Source organism: Sporolactobacillus nakayamae (assembly GCF_900113325.1).
Lineage (GTDB): Bacteria > Bacillota > Bacilli > Bacillales > Sporolactobacillaceae > Sporolactobacillus > Sporolactobacillus nakayamae.
The window spans coordinates 1-18,868 of sequence record NZ_FOOY01000024.1; the positions used below are offsets into that span (position 1 = coordinate 1).

Sequence of the window (18,868 nt, forward strand, 5' to 3'; positions counted from 1 at the left end):
GATTCTTTTTACTCTTAAAGCGAGGATGCTTGGCTTGTTTTTTAAAGAATCGGCCATAAGCAGTGGAAAGGTTCTTTAAACTGTTCTGCAAGGCAAACTTATCTGGTTCTTTGAGCCATGGTAACGCGTGTTTTAGTTGTGTCAAGGCTTTACTGCAAGTGTTATAGGTTAAGCCCTTACCGGTTTGTTGATACGTCTTTTCCCAAGAATCTAAAAAATGATTATAGACAAACCGGCTGCATCCGATGGATTTATTGATCAGAACGGCTTGTTCTTCCGTAGGGAAAAGCCGAAATTTAAACGCTTTTTGGATGATCACAGCCGTTCCTCCTCGTCTGCAAAAATAGTATCTTTATTATAGCGTGTATGTTCGCTTTTTGTAAAAAAAGAGCGTCCTTACTCATGACTGAAGTCACGAGTAAGGACGCAGGAAATCAACCCGAAGACTGGTCGCATATCGATGAAATGTGCCACATCTTTCGTGCGGCAGGCGCGACGATTTACTTTGTTGAATTGGAGGCAGATGTCAACGTGCGTCTGGAACGAAATCGAATGCCGGACAGACTTGCGGAAAAACCGACCAAGCGCAACATTAAGCAATCTGAGCAAAATTTACTTGAATCAATCGGTCACTATCGTTTGAATTCTCAACCAGGTGAAATAAGAGAAACAAATTATTTAAGGATTAACAACACAAATTTGAGTGCGGCACAAGTTGCGCAAAAGATAAAAAACACGTTCCATTTGTAATCATGAAAAAAAGCCCCGGTGAAGCGACAGTCCGCTTCCCGAGACTTTTTTTATACTGATTTACTTACCGCTGAATTCCTCTGAATAACTATTCAACAGATTATGTTTGGCATTCCAAACATTCCAAGAAAGATCCACGAAGTATTGGTGCGGATTTTCAAAACGCAGCACTTCCGCCCATTGACGTTGTACCTGTTCCTGCGCAAATTCACGTATTTCCCTAACGGAAGGATTCTGATAGCACAGTTTACCATGATTATAAATCTGTTTCCGAAGCAGCTCCGCCTTGTAGCGTTTCAGTCTCTTCTTTTTCCATGTAAACACAGGGTCAAATAAAGTAAGTGGTTTTGATTCATCAATCGTCTCCGAATCGTCGCAAATCAAATCGGCAATCGCTTTATCCGCGTCTTTATCATAAATGCGATAGATCTTCTTGAATCCTGGATTCGTAATTTTTTCTTCATTTTCACTAATTTTAATTCGCGGAATAATCTCGCCGTTCTTCTCAACAGCGACCAGTTTGTAGACGCCGCCAAACACCGGTTCCGAACGCGCGGTAATCAGCCGTTCGCCAACGCCAAAAGAGTCGATCTTCGCGCCTTCAGCAAGGACATCTTTAATAATATGTTCATCGAGTGAGTTCGAAATGACAATGACCGCTTTCGGGAACCCGGCGTCATCCAAAGCTTTTCTGACCTTTCTCGTCAGATAGGTAATGTCCCCGGAATCAATTCGAATACCCAACGGCTCATGGCCTTTCGCCCGTAATTCTTTAAAAACCTGAATGGCATTCGGAAGTCCGGACTTCAGGACATTGAATGTATCGATCAAGACGAGGCATTGATCCGGATAAGCATTTGCCCAAGCGCGAAATGCTTCCAGTTCACTGTCAAACAGCTGAACCCAGCTATGCGCCATTGTTCCGGATACCGGGATATCAAACATCATCCCTGCCAGCGTGTTAGCCGTCGCCGCACATCCGCCAATCACCGCTGCCCGAGCGCCATAGATCGCGCCATCGTAGCCCTGTGCACGTCTGGAACCGAATTCCATAACAGGCCGATTTCCGGCGACACGGCAGATTCGATTCGCCTTCGTCGCGATTAGTGTCTGATGGTTAATCGTAACAAGAATCATCGTCTCCAAGAGCTGCGCTTGAATAGCCGGCCCTTTTACAGTCACAAGCGGTTCATTGGGAAATACCGGATAGCCTTCGGGAATTGCCCATACATCACATGAAAATTTGAATGTTGAAAGATAATCGAGAAATTTCTCTGAAAAGGTATTTGTTGAGCGCAAATAATTAATATCGTCTACAGTAAACCGGAGATTTTCGAGGTATTCAATCAGCTGCTCCACTCCGGCCATAACACAATAACCGCCGCCGTCAGGAACTCTACGGAAATACATATCAAAATAAACAATCTGGCCGCCTACCCCTTCTTCGAGATAGCTGTTCCCCATTGTTAGTTCATAAAAATCAACCAGCATAGTGAGATCTCGGTCATTTCTCACGTCAAACCTGGATTCCATGGTCTTGTTTCCTCCAATGTGTCGTTTATGTATTTTCTAAGGGATATATTGAATCGAGTATACTATTGACGAACAATCTTGTAAACTGTGGCTCAATTTTAATATTCTGAGCTGATGTCGCTATACTATGAACTAAGCGCTTAAATAATTGATCTGCATTAGAAAACTTTAACGCAATCTTTAGCATAGGTTTATGTTTTCTCAATAACGATAAATTACTATATAATAATAGAAGAAGCACATTGAATTGATCAAAAAATGAAGACCATTGTCGAATAGATATCGTGGTAACACAATTTGATAAAGACTGGACGCGTGCTCCATTAGGAGGTGACTAATCGTGCAACCCATGAATGAACTATATGAAATGGAATGCCGTATTTTCAGGAAAATTAATCAGCATTTCGAACGGAAAATGTGGAATGCATATTTTCGAACCATTACTAATATCGGCGGCGCCGTATTGGAAATATTGCTCGTTTTATTTCTGTTAATCTTTGCACATGGGCAGTTACGTTTGACTGCCGTCGCATGCGCAGTGTCCTTAGCACTCAGCCATATTATCGTTCAAATTTTCAAGAAATGCTTTCCAAGAAAACGTCCTTATTTAATTCTTAATGGAACGAACCATCCAATTAACGCATTACAGGATCACTCATTTCCATCGGGGCACACAACTGCAATATTTTCAGTTATTATACCACTTATTCTGCTTCACCCGTCGCTATGTCTGATTTTGCTCCCTGTGGGATTCAGCGTCGCTGTTTCACGCATCTTCCTCGGATTGCATTACCCATCAGATGTCTTAGCGGGCATGCTGCTTGGCAGTGTTACAGGCTATATTTGCTTCGTGAAAATTGTCCTGCCGTTCTAACACCATAGACATGTAAAGCAGCTGATCGAAATGGATCAGCTGCTTTGTTTTTGTAATGTATCCAGCAAAATAAGTCGCCATTTCTTTCCTCTGATAAGCAGACGGTTGTATACTTGGAGGAGACCAAAATTAGGAGGGGAAATCGTGATAAAACTGATTGCTATCGATCTGGATGGGACATTGCTCGATGACAAGAAACAAATATCTGAGCGAACGCAGACTGCATTGAAAGCAGCCAAACAAAAAGGGGTTAAAGTTGTTTTATGTACCGGTCGGCCGCTTCTTGGTATTAAAAGCTATTTAGAGCTCCTCGGTCTGACTGACAAGGGAGATTTTGCAATTACGTACAACGGTGGCCTCGTGCAGAAAACCGATTCAGGTGAGGTCATCTCAGAAAAAATTCTGACACGAGACCAGCTGCTCTCGATCTATGATCTCAGCCGGGAGCTTGACGTGCCCATGAACTTCATCGATTTGAAACAGGTCTACTGCCCTCCCTACCCTGAAAGCAGGCCCTCTTTGTATGGCCAGATCATGAAGGCGCTTCCTTTCACCACTATTGAGATGGATCGCATTTCTGACTCGTTCAAAGCAAACAAGGCAATTTTCTGCGCGAGCCAAAAGATATTGGATTCCGCAATCAGTCAAATTCCATCAAGTTACTATGATCGTTTTACAATTATGAAATCCCGGCCATTTTTGCTCGAAATTCTGAACAAAGAAGTGGACAAAGGCAAAGGCTTGCGAGCGCTCGGCGGATTTCTCGGGATTGCGCCCGAGGAGATGATGACCTTGGGTGATGAAGAAAACGACTTGGCAATGATCGATTATGCCGGACTTGGCGTCGCGATGGGAAACGCAATCGAGCCTTTGAAACAGAAAGCGCAGTTTGTGACGCGAACCAATACTGCGGATGGAGTAGCATATGCCGTTGAAAAATTTGTGTTGAACTGAGCGATCTCTTGAAAATGTGTGACACCAGTAATAAAGGTGTCTTTTTTTTTCGCCGAAATATGCAAAAGCCAGTATAATAAAATTATTACGTTCTGAAATGGGGAAGATTTCTTGAAGAAAATTCTTGTTTTGGCGACCGGGGGCACCATCGTTTCAACCGTACAGCAAAACGGACTTGCTCCCGGTCTTAGCTTGAATGAGCTCGCTCATTATTTTACAGATCATCATCAGCCTGATACTGCTATTTCTTTCAAAATATTAATGAATAAAGACAGTACGAATATGCAGCCTGAGGACTGGCTGACGATCGCGCGTGCCATTCAAGCGAATTGCGATAAATTCGATGGTTTTATCATTACACACGGAACAGATACAATGGCTTATACTGCGGCAGGGCTCTCCTACTTGCTCCATGGAATCGATAAAACGGTCGTGATCACCGGATCTCAGATACCTGTAAGTTTTAAAAAAACGGACGCGAAAAAGAATATCAAAGACGCACTCATCTTTGCTGCAAATTCTGATTTACCCGGCGTTTTTATCGTTTTCGATGGAAAGGCAATTTTGGGAACACGCGCCATTAAAATGAGAACAAAGAGCTATGATGCGTTCAAAAGTGTCAATTTTCCATATATCGCTTCGATCAGTGATGGTAAGATCACGGTGGACTATCGGCCGCAACTTGAATCTATACCGTTCCAAAGCAAGATGGATCTCTGTCCCGATGTCTTTTTATTGAAGGCATTTCCTGGTCTCCCGCCCCAATTTTTCGATTTTATAAGTGAACACACAAAAGGATTAATCATCGAAAGTTTCGGAAACGGTGGACTTCCGTTTGAGCAACGTGACCTTGTTTCCGGCGTTCAAAAACTTGTTCAAAGTGGTTTGCCTGTTATCATAACCACGCAATGCCTTGAGGAAGGACAGAATATGGCTCTGTACGAAGTGGGCAAAAAGGTTGCTGAAGCCGGCGGAATCACTGCCGGCGATATGAATACCGAGGCAATTGTCGCCAAACTCATGTGGATTCTCGCAAACACATCCAACCCGGCGGAAATTAAACGCAGACTTCAAACACCAGTCGCGCACGATCTAAGTTACGTGTAAGGTTCTACGTTTTATTCCCAAACGAAAAAAATCGCCCCCATAGTGTAATGGGGGCGATTTTTTGATTTAACTATAGTTCTTTCAATGACGCATTTCCATTAATTGCAAAGCTTCTTTTCTTGAAATGTATTTGTTATCCAATGTAAAGCTCCACATACTCATGAAAGCAGCCACTAGAACCATTAACGCACCGATCCATGTTGTGTTAATTAGTCCAATATGCGCAACAACAACTTGATCACTCGACATTTTTTCTAATTAACTCAATTTTTGTTTTCTTTAGGATTCGTAGGAATCCATCGGCAGCTTTGGTTTTCTTACAAGCGCCATAATCCCGGCAATAATTAAGAGAATACCCGGTACGAGCAGTTCGGGCAAACTTAATACACCGGCAATGAGAATAAACACACCTGCTGTTTTCGCTTTTTTCATTTTCAGCAACAGAAAAAGCCCAATTGTCGTTAACAAAAAAATAACGATTGTAACCGCTAAAATAACATCACCTGCCAATTGAGCAATGTGAACGATTTCATTAAATTGTTGCTGCGTTAAATTTTGCTCCTCACTTGCCGCTTTTAACTGCATTTGAACTTGTGAATAATCTACAGTAACGAGCCGAATGCCTATTAGCAAAGCTAAGAGGTTCAAACATCCTCCGATAACAGTTAATGCAATTTCTCCAGTTCTTTTCAAATAAAGCCCTCCTGTGAGTTATCTCGAACCCAATTATTCTTTTACTACGGATTCTGGAATAATTTTTTTAAGTTGCTCACCCAAATCATGCGCCTCAATCTCGGATTTGGGCAAAATAATTGCCGCCATCGGATTGATATAGAAGTAAAGATAATCATCTGTTTCAGAAATTTTCACAATACCGGACCATGCTGAACGATACTCGCGGTTCGATCCGGCTCCCTCGATCAATCCTTCTTCCGTTATCTCCAGCCTTTCATCCATGGGGAGCTGATCGCCCATTTTTTCATCAATCATTTTTGAAAGATTGCGACGAACACTTCGAAAAAAGATTTTTGGGATAATGAAAAACCACAAGATCGCAAGGATACAAAAGAAGTAAAACAAGCTGGCAATAAACACGCCGGTTATTTGGGAAATGATTAAAGGGAAAATAATGAAGATGAGCGCAAGCAATCGCGTCGTGATTAATGAGCGTTTCATGACTAAAGAATGCTCATACGCGTTAAGATTGAAAGCGATGTAGTCTTCCTTAGTCAGTTGATAGTGAAAATCCAACTGCAACACCCCATTGTGGATATTTCAAGAAAAATATAGCTAAGTTAACTATACAATACTTCCCAATGCAGTTCACGGAATTTCTTCGGATTACCGATTGTAAAGATTAAAGAAAACAAGATCCCACAGAGGCATCTCAGCAGGATCTTATTTAAAAGGATCTATTTTTCAGTCTTGTTCACGTTTATCAGTGGTTGCTAATTGTAAACTGACGTTATTCAATCTATACTGCTCCGAACAACAGATGTTCTTGAACCATTAATGAGCAAGAAGCTTGGCACGAATTTCAGTTGATCAGGTAAGCGCCTGTAAGCGCCTGTATAGTGTCTATATTTAAGACAAAAAAATGAGCTGAGAATCGAATTGGGCCAAGTTCACCCAATAATCAACTCTCAACTGCCACCAACGCCATTTTCTCGCGAGTATGAACTTTAACATGCGATGAAAATATGGCATTGGAAGACTGCAAAGCAGTCCAGATAGGTTTGCTATTGTTAAGGGGAGCACCAAAAATAGCTGAACAAATCAACTTACCAACCAATTTAACAAAACCATACAAGATCAGGACTGAACATGGCCGGCACCTCCTTTTGATAGATTTATCGTAGCATGATTCGACATAAATGTATTAAAATGTATCATATACTCACATAATAGGAGGAACCGACTTATGAAATATCAATTGGGAGACGTGTTAAAGAAGGTTCGTCAATCTAAGCGCTATACGCAAAAATATGTGGCTGGTGATCAAATGTCTCGAGCAACATATGCAAAAATAGAAGCATGTGACATGCAGCCTACCGTAGGAAAATTTATGCATATATTAAAAAAACTAGATATATCCTATGAAGAATTAACCTATATACAGAATTCTTATAGTCTAAACGGTAAAGATGAGATCATTCATGATTTTTTCAAACTCACATCCAGTGCAGACATTCAAAGGGTAGATAATTTAAACAAAAAATGTGAACTCTATTTGAAAAGAAGCTTTGATAATGTTGTTCAAGATATTCATTATGTATGCAGAGCACTTTCTTCAATTCATTCCGAACAAGCATTTGAGCAGGCATTGCCTTACGCAAATAAAGTATGGGATCGCTTAGCAAAATTGGATAATTGGTACTCAGTAGAACTAAAATTGATAAATAATATCTTCTTTTTTTTCCCACTTGAAACCGGCATATCAATCGCCGAACGTGCTCTTAAAGAAATTGAACGATTTACTTACATCATTAGAAATGATGAATTGAAATCTTCATATTTATTAAACTTAACAATTTATCTAATAAAAAATCAAAAATATGAAAAGGCATTACTATATGCCAATAAATCAATAGAAGAATGTATGCAAATTAAAAGATTTGAAGGCTTGGCGGCTGCCTATGTGAGAAAAGGCATTACCTCGATTAAAATAGAGAAATCACACCAAGGACTAGAAATAATAAAAAAAGGTTTATCAATATGCAAAGTTCTTGATTTGAACTCATTGTTCGAAGCCCTAACTCAGGAAGTCCATGAACTTACCTCAATTGATATTGATCTAAAAATTTGATTTCACAAAATATATAAACTTTTTCCTCACTCCTCTTCCCCTAATTTATTTCCCCATCTAATTTTATCTGAATATTCTTTCTACTTAGGCTGCTGCGCAGACTGCGTCAACCCGAATTTTATTTTAATCTTATATATTTCTCAGCTTAATAGTTCACGAATACCAAGGATCAGTAGATCTTTTAGCGGACCGAATGCAAAGTCTGCATCCAATCGTTCCGTCCATTGATGTGCATCGCGCCCAATTGGGCCAAGATTTAATACGGGAACGGAAAGCTGCTCCATAGCATCAAATGGGATTGTATAACCGCGATTCCAAATCGGCATATTTGCTGTCAATTCATTCATAGACGTAAGCTTTGCCGGCATGCCAATGTAACTCAAATCCGAGATTCCGCTAAAATAATGCTGTTCCGTTAAATCTGTTTGGTAGACATCATGTGCGCATTTCTGAATTTTTTCAACCGCATCCTGAATCATTGGGCGATGATGCGATTGTACCGCCGGATAAAAGGGCGGTGTATAGAATAAAATGATCATCGGCGCAAGCGCCTTACAGTGAATAGCGAGTTGATCAACGATTTGTATGGATATCTCCCGATCATCTTTATCGCCACGCTCTTCAACCAGAGCATCAATGAGCGTATCAACCGGTTTATCCCCCATTAACTGCCGTGCTTCGCGAATCAACGCTTCAAAGGTGAGCACACGCACTTTTCGTTCTGCCGCAGTCGAACCAGTGAGCGCCGCGTACTGTTCAGCCTCTTTCTGATATAAAATTTCAATTTTTTCGGCGGCTCGGGCTGCTTTTTCAAGTAATAACGGTGTAACTTCTTCAATTGATCGTTCTAATAAGAACAGATTAAAAAGTGTGACCGACCGGTTCGGAATTTGAACGGAATAGGATTCTTTCAATCCTTTTTGAATCAAGTTAGTTGGGGGCGGTGCAGCTTTTCCCTCATCCTCATCACACAAATCGGTGTTCAGTTCAAGTTCCGCTGTCACAAGCGACGCCATCAGATTGCCATTCAATCCGGAAAACGGCTCGCCAACATGCGTTTCTTTTCCATAGCACATAAATCCCGGCATCACCTTACCGATTGAACCGGTATAAATGTAATTCGTTTGATCTCCCGGGTAAAGAGAAAACATCGGTTCGGAATTTACCGCAGCACGATAGTCTAAATGGTATTTTTCTTTCAACTTAAGAAGATGGGGAACCGCTGCTCGCATACCGACCGAATTCACTTCCTCATCCGGAACAGAAATGAGGAGAAGATTGCCGTCGAAATTTCCTTTACACGCGTTTTCAATTAGGGATAGATGCAGCGCGAGTCCGCTTTTCATGTCCATCGCACCTCTACCGAACAGCCAGTGACCTGACTCGATATCTTCACGAACCGCTTTAGGAAGATCGTCCTTCGCCTCATGAAAGTGATCGGTTAATTTTTCAATATCGAAAGCAACGTCTTTCCATTTTCCATAATCCTGGACATCAACGACATCAAAATGACTGAAAAGAATGACCGTCTTTGCTGTCGGCTGAGAAGCACGCACAAACGCGGAAATAAAAGAGCGCCCATCTTCTGTAGGCATTTGATTCAAAAACTCCGGATGTTTTTGAAAATAGTCTAGTTCAGCCAACTTATGTAAAACAAACTTAGGAAACTTTTTCTCTGCTTGCGAGCCTGAAACACTGGGAATGTTCACCAGTTCGCTCAATAATTTTGTCAACGCTTCTCTTGTCTGCCACTTACTCACCAGAACACCGCCTTAATGCTTGAAATGAGATCTGAATTAATCTTCATTATACATTGAATTGCAGCCTTACGAAGATATTTTATTTCATTGAATCGATGAACAAAATCAACTTAAACTAATCATTCTCATGAGTTTGTAGAAAATCACTCGTTGTACTTACTCTCGCAAAGCTTTGCAAAGCGGCAAGGAAAGAAGCTTGCACTTGATCGGCTCGTACGGTGCCATTTTCTATTACTAAATCTTTCGTTGCACAGGCATCACTAAGCAACGAACAACGATAACCAAGTTCAGCCGCCTGCCGTGTTGTTGAATCCACACACATGTGAGTCATCATACCGCAGATCACTAACGAATCGACTTGATTGCTCGTGAGTATCTCCTGCAATCGCGTCTTAAGAAAACTATTTGGAAAGCTCTTCTGGACAATGAATTCTTTCCCGTAATTTTTGGCAGTCAGCACAGAGTGGATCTCTACGCCAAACGTATCCTCAAGAAAAAAAGTGGCGTTCGCATTTTTTGCGACATGCTGAACAAATACGATCGTCTTTCCTGCCTCACGAAAATGCCTGAGCACTTGCTCAATATGATCAAGCGCAGCTTTTGGATTATCGAGCTGCATCCTTCCTCCTGCAAAATAGTCATTCTGGACATCGATAATAATCAAAGCTTCGTTCATGTTGTCACCCTCCAAAAGATCTGATATGGTGATTGTACATGAATGCGACTCTTGTATTACAGTTGCTGATGAATAGAATTGCTCCATTATTTTTTCAAAATGAAAGGAAATTAATGATGGATGAACTTGACCGGAAAATCATTCGATTATTAACTAAAAACAGCCGACTAACTTGGAAACAACTTGGCGAGAAAATTCATATGACCGGACAAGCAACAGGCCTTCGCGTCCAGCATCTGATGGACCAGGGTATGATTCGCCGTTTTACTATCGAACAGCACTATGATTCCATTCAGTTTATAACCGTTTATATGTCTTCTTCCGATTACAGCGGATTTGAACAAATGATCGCTGAGAATCCGCATTGTATCGAGGCTCATAAAATTTCTGGTGACGGCTGCTACATGTTAAAAGCCTGTTTTCCGGATGCGCCAATGCTTGATAAATTCTGCATGCAGCTTTTACGTTTTGGCAGGTATAAAGTGAACAGTTCACTAAGACAGCTTGATTGTCATTGACCGTATAGGAAAATGGACCGGAAGAAAACAACAACGTTTTTCCTTCCGATCCATTATTTTTCGAAAAAATTTTTTAGATGTTCCATTCAATAATTTGACCGCAGTGACAAAGTCCTCCGCCGAATCCGTATAAAAGCAAACGATCATTTTTCTTGATTTTCCCTGCCTTGACTGCTTCTGACAATGCCAAAGCAATTGAAGCCGATGACGTGTTGCCGTAATACTCTAAGCTGTAGAGAACTTTGTCCATCGGAATCGCTAATCGTTCAAATATTGCTTCAATCAATCGCAAGTTTGCGCTATGCGGGATGAACCAATCAATATCTGAGATCTGTAATCCGCTGTTTTCCAGAAGTGCCGGAATTCCGGCGGTTACTGTCTTAACCGCCCATTTGAATACTTCGCGACCGTTCTGAATCATTTTTCCTGTGTCAATCAGTTTTTCTCCATCCATAACCGTTGATAATCCTGTGCGATAAAGAGCTTTACCGAGACTTCCGTCGGCACCCATATAGGAGCCGAGAAAATCGCCTCTTTTATCCGTATGTTCAACAAGCGTGGCTCCTGCTCCATCCCCAAGAAGCACGCATGTGGTTCGATCCGTATAATCCGTTACCTTCGACATTGTCTCAGCGGCAATCACGAGCACCTTCTTATTCAATCCACTCGTAACGAGCCCGTTCGCTACGTGCAGTGCATATTCAAAACCCGAGCAAGCGGAACTTAAATCAATCACACCTGCATGTTTGAGTTGAAAGGCTGCTTGAACCCTCGCGGAGACACTCGGAAATCCGTAATCCGGGGTGGTGGTTGAGACAATCACCAAGTCTACATCAGTAAGATCACTTGTATAACGGGCAACGAGATTATGCACCGCTCCGCAGGCCAAATCACTGGCAAATTCTTCAGGACCTGCGATTCGGCGTTCTTTCATTCCCGTCCGCCTTACGATCCATTCATCTGATGTATTGACAAGTTGTTCTAAATCGTGATTCGTCATTCGCTGTTCCGGAACATATGCCCCAATGGCAGTTATTGTCGCTCTTGATTCCAATTAATATCCACGCTCCTTGTTGCTTCCTATAAACATTATATCAGATATTAGTACCAGGTATAACACAAAAAGCAAAAAAATAAATCGAGATGCGTAAATGCATCCCGACAATTTTTCAATTAAAATTCATTCTCATTTAGGATTGTTTTGCGGTACCGGATCTTTGCCAAGAAAAGCGGTGTAGAACCAAATTTCCTTATCCAGCTTATTCTTCACCGCGATCAGCATATCGTTCGTCACGGCGTCACCTTCGTTATCCGAAAGAACAATTCCTTCGGCTAATTCATCACGTAATTGCACGAGATCGTCAACAGCGACCTGTACCATTTCAAGTTCCGTCATCGGATTTGTGTACGGTTTTTCCTTCAAGCTTGCATGTTCCAAGAATTCCTGTAAAGTTGAATAGGGTTCGCCGTTAATTTGCAACAAGCGTTCTGCCAGTTCGTCAAGAATGGCTGTCGTCTGATCATAGAGCTCCTCAAATTTAACATGGAGTGTGAAAAAATTATGTCCTTTGACGTACCAATGCAATTGATGCAATTTTGTATAGAACAAACCATAATTTGCCACCTGTTGATTTAGAAAGGTTTTTGTTGTTGTGCCTTGTGCAACTGCCATAGAAATCGCTCCTTTTTATTTGTAATCATTTCTTTAATATAATCATTATAATTTAATAAACGATTTTTGTCTACACCCTTGCTTACTCGTGAGGGCTATGACACAAAATTGACATAAATAGTAAACGTACGCGCGCACATACAAACCTCATGACCGATGCGTGACCAGTAGCATTGCTTATTAAGCAAGCAATGCCGTATCCTATTTTTAGAATCATTTTATAGGAGGTCAACTAAATGTCCCAATCCTTTTCCGCCTTCGTTGTTGACAAAAAAGCCGACCAGCACACCGTAGAAATAAAACAACTCGAATTAGGCAACCTGCCAAAAGAAGATGTGCTCATTAAAGTTCTCTATTCTAGTGTCAACTATAAAGATGCGCTCGCATGTACTCCTGATGGGAAAATTGTTACTGCTTATCCGTTTATCCCAGGAATTGACCTTGCCGGAGTGGTCGTCTCATCGAAGGATCACCGCTTCAAATCAGGAGATCAGGTTATAGCGACTGGTTTTGAAATCGGTGTCACTACCTTTGGCGGTTTTAGCGGCTACGCTTCTCTCCCGGGTGACTGGATTGTCCCCTTGCCCTCGCAAATGACTTTGGAAGAATCAATGATTTTCGGAACAGCGGGTTTCACGGCCGCACTTGCCATTGCCAAGCTCGAACAAAATGGACTCACACCGGAAAAAGGAAAAGTCCTTGTCACCGGAGCGACCGGTGGTGTCGGAACAACAGCTGTAGCCATGCTTTCGCGACTAGGCTATGATGTGATTGCAAGTACCGGCAAATCTTCGCAAGCCGACTATTTAAATCAACTTGGCGCTACTGCCGTCTTACCGAGAACTGCCATTTATGATGGAAAGATTAAGGCTCTAGACAAAACACAATTTGCGGCAGCGATTGACCCGGTCGGTGGAAATCAACTTGCCTCACTATTGAGCAAAATTAACTATGGCGGATCAGTGGCTGTATGCGGCTTGACTGGTGGCAGCAAAGTGCCGACGACGGTTTTCCCTTTTATTCTTCGGGGAATTAATCTGCTCGGTATTGACTCTGTATATTGTCCAATGCCGTTGCGGAAAACACTTTGGAACCGTATGGCAACAGAATTAAAAGACAGCCAGAAGCTTGCGATGATTAAGAAAGAAATACCCTTTCAAGCGCTTCCGGAGGTCCTGCCAAAACTGCTTGAAGGGAATTCTGTCGGTAGGATTGTTGTAAAGATGGTATAATACCATTCGACAATGGTTAGAAAAAACACATTACCCTTGGAGAAAATTCCGAGTAATGTGTTTCTTTCTTAATTCATTTTCTTTTTATCCTTACTTCTGATCACAATATTATAGTTGTCGTCGCCGATTGCTTTTATTGCTTCATCCGAAGTTAAAAACTGTTGCACATGATCTTCAATCTTCTTAGTGATCTTTTTAACATCTGGATCCGTGGAATTTAAAGACATTGTTATATAAAGGTTCATGGTATTCGATGTTGCTTTATATCCCACTCCTTTGACTCTATATTCTTCTTTTGCCATTAACTCTTCGGCAATTGATGTGAAGACATGATTCCATCTATTTTCTAAATTCCGTTTCTACAGGTTAAATTTGTATATTTTGATAGGATAATTTTCAAAATTAAATTTTCGGGCTACAGAAGTGATTTTTTGTTTAATTTCATCTGTTCTTTTCTCAGTAGTCGGCATTTCAACCTCAAAATGGAAATTAGATTTTTCACTAATCCTGCCGATACCCACTTAAACATTCGGATACTTTTGAAGTTCAACTTGAATTTCCATCAATGCTTTACTTGTTTTATCCATACTTGGATTTTTTTCAATCTTGGAAATGTCTCTTTTCCTTTCCACACGTACTACAAATGCATCATAACCTCTTGATTCCATAATCTGCTCGACTTGTGCTTTAATGTCTTCTTTAACCTGGTTAAAGTACTGCTCCGAACCGTCGACCCAAACGCCAATCTCCTTTCTCGGGCTATAACGAATGCCCGTTCCTTCAATCTGATAATGTTTGGCTTTTAAATCGTTCGTAATCACTGTTAGAATATTCTTCGAGTGAAAGATCCTATTGAAATTGGGGATTTTTGATGCGACTTCTGCCATCGCAGGTGATATAAAAGCAGAACCGACAAACACAGCAATAACTATTGCAACAGCCGCTGCGATAGCTAAGCTCTTTTTCTTCAAGCTCCATTCCGGACTTTTCGCAGACTTCTTATCCTTAATCGCCTGATCAACCCCAGCAACAACTCTCTGGTGCAATTCACGATCAAAGAATTTGAGCTTAATTTCATTTTAATCATTTATTTCCTCCTTTTTGATTCATCTATTATTAGACGGACGAGAAGTAAGTTTAGACGAACCAAAAAATATATTTTTTTAATCGGATCAGATCATCGAAAAATCATTCATTTTAGTTGACTGTATAAACCAAATATTGTTACCCTATAAAATAGTTAACACAGTTATCTATTTAAGAAGGTGAGAAAGAGTTGGAATTGGATTCGGTAAAATCCTTGATTAGCGCTTATGAAGATGTATCCATTTATACATCTAATAGAGTTCACGAAGCTGTTGAAGGGGTCATCAAAACCCATGGCATCACTTTTGAACAGCTTTGCCTGCTCAGGATGCTGGAGAAGAAACCGGGCATCAGCCCGATTCAAATTGCGAATCTGCTGGATATTAATAAAAGTGGCGTCAGTATTCGCGTCAGCCGTTTAGTGGATAAGGGGTATATTGAAAAACGGATGATCGATAACCGCAGCTTCGGATTATACACTACACGCACAGGAAGATCTATTTTTCTTGAAGGAGAACGTAAGATTCACGATCTTGTAGGTAAATGGATCGAAGAGGTCGGTGAACAGGACAGCAAGGAATTTGTTCGCATCTATTTGAAGATCAATGAAATCATCATGAGACAGAAGGAGAAAAAATGAAAAAAATTATCACATTGCGGTGGGTTCTGCTCGGTGTTTGGATTATCGGTCTGGCTATCCTTATTTTTACTGCACCAAATTTTAATGATTTGGTACGTGATAAAGGCGGCTACTCAATACCTAAAAATTATCCGACGCAGCAAGCCGCTAATTTAGAAAAGAAGTTCAGTGACAGTAAAGATACAACCACCTATGTGGCAGCTTTTCACTCGAGTAAAGGGTTGTCCCAAGAAAAATTAAATGCTATTGAAAAGACGTTAGATCATGTCAAAGAAAACAAAAAGGATCTTAAGATTGAAAGTGTCATCGATGTCTTTGATCATAAAGATTTAAAAGATCAGCTGCTTTCAAAGAACAATAAAACGTTAATGGCTGCCTTCCAAGTCCAAAATGTAAATCCGACCACCGTTCACACACTTCGTAATAAAATTGATGCTGAGATTAAAACAGACGGTGTCAAAACCTATTTAACCGGCCAGGAATTGATTAATGATGACATGAGTTCAGCTGCTGAAGCAGGTGTAAAGAAAACAGAAGGTCTTACACTGATCTTCATACTCGTTGTTCTTTTCCTTGTTTTCCGTTCAGTTATCGCACCTTTTATACCGCTTGTTACAGTTGGTATCAGTTATGTCGTTGCACAATTTGTTGTTTCTTTCCTTATCAACTATTTCAATTTCCCGGTTTCGAACTTTACACAAACATTCATGATCGCTGTCTTATTCGGTATCGGTACCGATTATTGCATTCTCCTTTTAAGTCGATTTAGAGAGGAGCTTGCAAAGGGGAATGACAAATATCAGGCCACCCAAGCAACGTTCCGGACGGCCGGGCTGACTGTACTGAAAAGCGGAATTCCCGTTTTCATCGCCTTTCTCTCGCTTGCATTTGTTGAGTTCAGCCTGTACCGAAGCGCGATTGCTGTGGGCGTAGGGGTCATATTCCTGCTGCTTGCTTTGTTTACGTTGCTCCCGCTTTTCATGGTCACACTTGGTAAACACCTCTTTTGGCCGATGGGTGGAAAAATAAAAGAACCTAAAAGTGACCTATGGGCAGCTGCCGGCAAGCTCGCGTTTGCGCGCCCACTCGTCGCGCTGCTGATCGTCGCTTTATTTACTGTCCCACCGATCATCACCTATAATGGGGCGCTTTCATTTAATTCCCCTGAGGAATTACCGAACACTTATGGAGCAAAAGCCGGCTTTAATGTCATTTCCAAAGACTTCGGTGCGGGGAACATGTCTCCGGCTACGATTTATTTGCAAAATGATGATAACATGCGTTCATCAGATTATGTTGCGCTGATCGAACGCATTTCCTTAGCAATAAAAAAAGATCCGAATGTTGAGAAAGTGATGAGCGTTTCACGTCCGTTAGGTAATCGACTGAATGACATCTATGTAACCAAACAATCAGACACTGTTCATAAAGGATTGAAAAGTGCCTCCGGCGGATTGGGAACCTTGCAGAACAGTCTGCAAACAACGAGTAAGAAAATAGACAAATCACAGCCGCAATTAAATTCAGCGCTAACCAGCATCGACAAGCTGCAAAGCGGAACTTCCGCTACAAAAGACGGGGTTCAGAACATACAGTCCGTACTGGCGCAAATCTCAGACGGAATCAAATCAGGTTCAGCCGGAACTTCGGAAATCAGAAAAAATGTTCAAGATGCGCAGAAACAGCTGAAACAGCTCCAAAGCGGTCAAGAACAGATTCAGAATGGCTATCAACAGGTTGCTGAGAACTTGCAAAAAGTCTCAGACCAACTCGGCCAATTCTCATCATCAAGCTCCGGCGGCCAGCCCGCCATTGACACAAGCGACTTAGAAAAGACACTTGGCCAGATTCAGGTAAATCTGCAAGCGTACATTAAGGCTCATCCGGAAGCGATGCAAGATCCGAATTTTGTTCAATTAGCAACTGGATTAAAGCAGTTACCGACAGTTATGGAAAATCTTCAGAACAGCATTCAAACGGAAATCGCCAATCAAACGAAAACAGCAAAGGCTCAGATTACTCAACTGAACAGCGGCATTCAGAAATTGGCGGATGCGATGAACCAACTGAACAGTCAGTCTGCTAAAGTGACGCAGGGCATCAACAGCTTTCAATCCGGTCTCACCCAATTAGATACCGGTCTCGGCAAATTGGAAAACGGATTGAATCAAGCAAGCAGCGGCCAGGATCAAGTCATCCAAAATACGCCACAGCTGACCAATGCGCTCACACAAATTGCTTCCGGTCAAAAACAGTTAAAGAGTGGATTCAGTGATGTTCAAGACCAAATGCAGACATTGTCCGGTGGGCTTGCAAAAGGTGCGGATGGTGCAAAAAAGATTCAAAATGGCGTTAACTCGGCAAACAATTTCATTGGCAACTGGACTAAAGTTTCCTATGAACAGTCAGGAATTTATGTACCGGATCAGATTTTCACGAACAAAGAGTTTAACGATGCTCTAGATCAATATATGAGCAAAGATGGAAAAATCACAAGTATTCAGGTGACTTTGAAAGATGATCCTTATACAAATAAGGGAATTGCTCATTTTCAGGAATTCAAAAAAGAACTTCCGTCCATCTTGAAAGGAACGAAACTTGAAAACGCACATGTAGGGATCAGCGGCATCTCCAGCTTTAATAGTGATTTGAAGCAGCTTTCAAGCTCTGACTATCAGAAAGCCGTTACTTTTGTCAGTATCGGTGTGTTCATCGCTCTTGTAATTGTCTTGAGGTCGCTGACTATGCCGATCTATTTAATGGCATCGCTGCTCTTGACCTACTTCTCAGCGATGGGCTTTTCAGAATTGATATTCTCGAAACTGTTCCACTACTCCGGACTAACGTGGACAACTCAGTTCTTCGGATTCATTGTGCTCGTCGCCTTGGGCATCGACTACTCCATATTTGTTATGGCTCGATTCAATGAGTACGCCAATCGAGCCATTCGTGAACGCATGTTGCTGACACTCTGGCATATGGGCAGCGTAATCTTCTCAGCGGTGATCATCCTGAGCGGAACCTTTGCGGCAATGATGCCTTCGGGAATGCTCTCACTTGTTGAAATTGCCAGTGTTGTCATTATAGGTTTGGTCCTTTACGCGGTGGTCATTATTCCATTCTTTGTTCCCGTAATGGTCAAATTTTTCGGCCGCGGCAATTGGTGGCCCTTTATACCAAATAAAACAAAAGTTATTGATTCAAACAATTCACAACTGTATAAATGAAGTAAGAAAGCCTGGTACAGCGATTAAACTGTA

At 41.5% G+C, this 18,868-nt stretch carries 19 protein-coding genes and 1 pseudogene; 9 read left to right on the top strand and 11 right to left on the bottom strand.

Annotation, left to right across the window (positions count from 1 at the left end; all coding sequences use genetic code 11):
• A partial coding sequence (locus BM003_RS14160) for a helix-turn-helix domain-containing protein (RefSeq protein ID WP_425441056.1) occupies nucleotides 1-313 on the bottom strand: 313 nt, incomplete at its 3' end.
• Between the two features lie 89 nt (nucleotides 314-402).
• On the opposite strand from BM003_RS14160, the gene BM003_RS14165 reads away from it, so the two are divergent.
• A complete protein-coding gene (locus tag BM003_RS14165) occupies nucleotides 403-750 on the top strand; it encodes a hypothetical protein (protein ID WP_177184802.1) in 348 nt (115 codons plus the stop codon).
• Nucleotides 751-810: 60 nt separating this feature from the next.
• Here BM003_RS14165 and BM003_RS14170 read toward each other — a convergent pair whose 3' ends face one another.
• The gene (locus tag BM003_RS14170) at nucleotides 811-2,283 is read right to left on the bottom strand and encodes a nicotinate phosphoribosyltransferase (RefSeq protein WP_093674190.1); all 1,473 of its coding nucleotides are present in this window, start codon (nucleotides 2,281-2,283) and stop codon (nucleotides 811-813) included.
• A gap of 349 nt (nucleotides 2,284-2,632) precedes the next feature.
• Here BM003_RS14170 and BM003_RS14175 point away from each other — a divergent pair, with 349 nt between their 5' ends.
• From BM003_RS14175 to BM003_RS14185, 3 genes are all read left to right on the top strand, one after another.
• Complete coding sequence (locus BM003_RS14175) at nucleotides 2,633-3,157, top strand: phosphatase PAP2 family protein (protein ID WP_093674308.1); 525 nt, start codon at nucleotides 2,633-2,635, stop codon at nucleotides 3,155-3,157.
• 144 nt (nucleotides 3,158-3,301) lie between these two features.
• The gene (yidA, locus tag BM003_RS14180; RefSeq protein ID WP_093674192.1) at nucleotides 3,302-4,111 is read left to right on the top strand and encodes a sugar-phosphatase; all 810 of its coding nucleotides are present in this window, start codon (nucleotides 3,302-3,304) and stop codon (nucleotides 4,109-4,111) included.
• Between the two features lie 111 nt (nucleotides 4,112-4,222).
• A complete protein-coding gene (locus tag BM003_RS14185) occupies nucleotides 4,223-5,218 on the top strand; it encodes an asparaginase (protein WP_093674194.1) in 996 nt (331 codons plus the stop codon).
• 81 nt (nucleotides 5,219-5,299) lie between these two features.
• Here the strand turns inward: BM003_RS14185 and BM003_RS17720 are convergent, their stop codons facing one another.
• The 3 genes from BM003_RS17720 to BM003_RS14195 are packed head-to-tail and all read right to left on the bottom strand — an operon-like array spanning nucleotide 5,300 to nucleotide 6,469.
• Entirely contained in the window at nucleotides 5,300-5,467 is a 168-nt protein-coding gene (locus BM003_RS17720; RefSeq protein WP_177184803.1) for a hypothetical protein, read from the bottom strand.
• A gap of 30 nt (nucleotides 5,468-5,497) precedes the next feature.
• A complete protein-coding gene (locus BM003_RS14190; RefSeq protein WP_093674196.1) occupies nucleotides 5,498-5,911 on the bottom strand; it encodes a DUF4064 domain-containing protein in 414 nt (137 codons plus the stop codon).
• 33 nt (nucleotides 5,912-5,944) lie between these two features.
• The gene (locus BM003_RS14195) at nucleotides 5,945-6,469 is read right to left on the bottom strand and encodes a YcxB family protein (RefSeq protein ID WP_093674198.1); all 525 of its coding nucleotides are present in this window, start codon (nucleotides 6,467-6,469) and stop codon (nucleotides 5,945-5,947) included.
• Nucleotides 6,470-7,139: 670 nt separating this feature from the next.
• Here BM003_RS14195 and BM003_RS14200 point away from each other — a divergent pair.
• Nucleotides 7,140-8,024, top strand: a complete 885-nt coding sequence (locus BM003_RS14200) for a helix-turn-helix domain-containing protein (RefSeq protein ID WP_093674200.1) — start codon at nucleotides 7,140-7,142, stop codon at nucleotides 8,022-8,024.
• A 140-nt stretch (nucleotides 8,025-8,164) separates the two neighbouring features.
• On the opposite strand, the gene BM003_RS14205 is transcribed toward BM003_RS14200, so the two are convergent.
• Nucleotides 8,165-9,784, bottom strand: a complete 1,620-nt coding sequence (locus BM003_RS14205) for a M20/M25/M40 family metallo-hydrolase (protein ID WP_093674202.1) — start codon at nucleotides 9,782-9,784, stop codon at nucleotides 8,165-8,167.
• Between the two features lie 115 nt (nucleotides 9,785-9,899).
• Nucleotides 9,900-10,460 carry a cysteine hydrolase family protein gene (locus BM003_RS14210; RefSeq protein ID WP_093674204.1) on the bottom strand — a complete coding sequence of 187 codons (561 nt, stop codon included), beginning with the start codon at nucleotides 10,458-10,460 and terminating at the stop codon, nucleotides 9,900-9,902.
• Nucleotides 10,461-10,576: 116 nt separating this feature from the next.
• Between BM003_RS14210 and BM003_RS14215 the strand changes: the two genes are divergently transcribed.
• Nucleotides 10,577-10,978: an Lrp/AsnC family transcriptional regulator gene (locus BM003_RS14215; RefSeq protein ID WP_177184804.1), complete on the top strand. Its 402-nt coding sequence runs from the start codon at nucleotides 10,577-10,579 to the stop codon at nucleotides 10,976-10,978.
• A 73-nt stretch (nucleotides 10,979-11,051) separates the two neighbouring features.
• On the opposite strand, the gene BM003_RS14220 is transcribed toward BM003_RS14215, so the two are convergent.
• Nucleotides 11,052-12,032 carry a ketoacyl-ACP synthase III gene (locus BM003_RS14220; protein ID WP_093674208.1) on the bottom strand — a complete coding sequence of 327 codons (981 nt, stop codon included), beginning with the start codon at nucleotides 12,030-12,032 and terminating at the stop codon, nucleotides 11,052-11,054.
• Between the two features lie 132 nt (nucleotides 12,033-12,164).
• The gene (locus BM003_RS14225) at nucleotides 12,165-12,650 is read right to left on the bottom strand and encodes a Dps family protein (protein WP_093674210.1); all 486 of its coding nucleotides are present in this window, start codon (nucleotides 12,648-12,650) and stop codon (nucleotides 12,165-12,167) included.
• A gap of 236 nt (nucleotides 12,651-12,886) precedes the next feature.
• Between BM003_RS14225 and BM003_RS14230 the strand changes: the two genes are divergently transcribed.
• Nucleotides 12,887-13,882 (top strand): acrylyl-CoA reductase family protein, encoded by a 996-nt coding sequence (locus BM003_RS14230; RefSeq protein ID WP_093674212.1) that lies wholly within the window; start codon nucleotides 12,887-12,889, stop codon nucleotides 13,880-13,882.
• 68 nt (nucleotides 13,883-13,950) lie between these two features.
• Here the strand turns inward: BM003_RS14230 and BM003_RS14235 are convergent.
• Both BM003_RS14235 and BM003_RS14240 read right to left on the bottom strand, forming a co-directional pair.
• Nucleotides 13,951-14,217: pseudogene (locus BM003_RS14235) on the bottom strand (hypothetical protein); the annotation flags it as partial.
• 186 nt (nucleotides 14,218-14,403) lie between these two features.
• Nucleotides 14,404-14,928, bottom strand: a complete 525-nt coding sequence (locus tag BM003_RS14240; protein ID WP_093674216.1) for a DUF4179 domain-containing protein — start codon at nucleotides 14,926-14,928, stop codon at nucleotides 14,404-14,406.
• A gap of 230 nt (nucleotides 14,929-15,158) precedes the next feature.
• On the opposite strand from BM003_RS14240, the gene BM003_RS14245 reads away from it, so the two are divergent.
• Together BM003_RS14245 and BM003_RS14250 are read left to right on the top strand one after the other, a co-directional pair.
• The gene (locus BM003_RS14245) at nucleotides 15,159-15,608 is read left to right on the top strand and encodes a MarR family winged helix-turn-helix transcriptional regulator (RefSeq protein ID WP_093674218.1); all 450 of its coding nucleotides are present in this window, start codon (nucleotides 15,159-15,161) and stop codon (nucleotides 15,606-15,608) included.
• The gene (locus tag BM003_RS14250; RefSeq protein WP_093674220.1) at nucleotides 15,605-18,835 is read left to right on the top strand and encodes an MMPL family transporter; all 3,231 of its coding nucleotides are present in this window, start codon (nucleotides 15,605-15,607) and stop codon (nucleotides 18,833-18,835) included. Before BM003_RS14245 ends, BM003_RS14250 begins: the two co-directional genes overlap by 4 nt.
• Nucleotides 18,836-18,868: the final 33 nt, after the last annotated feature.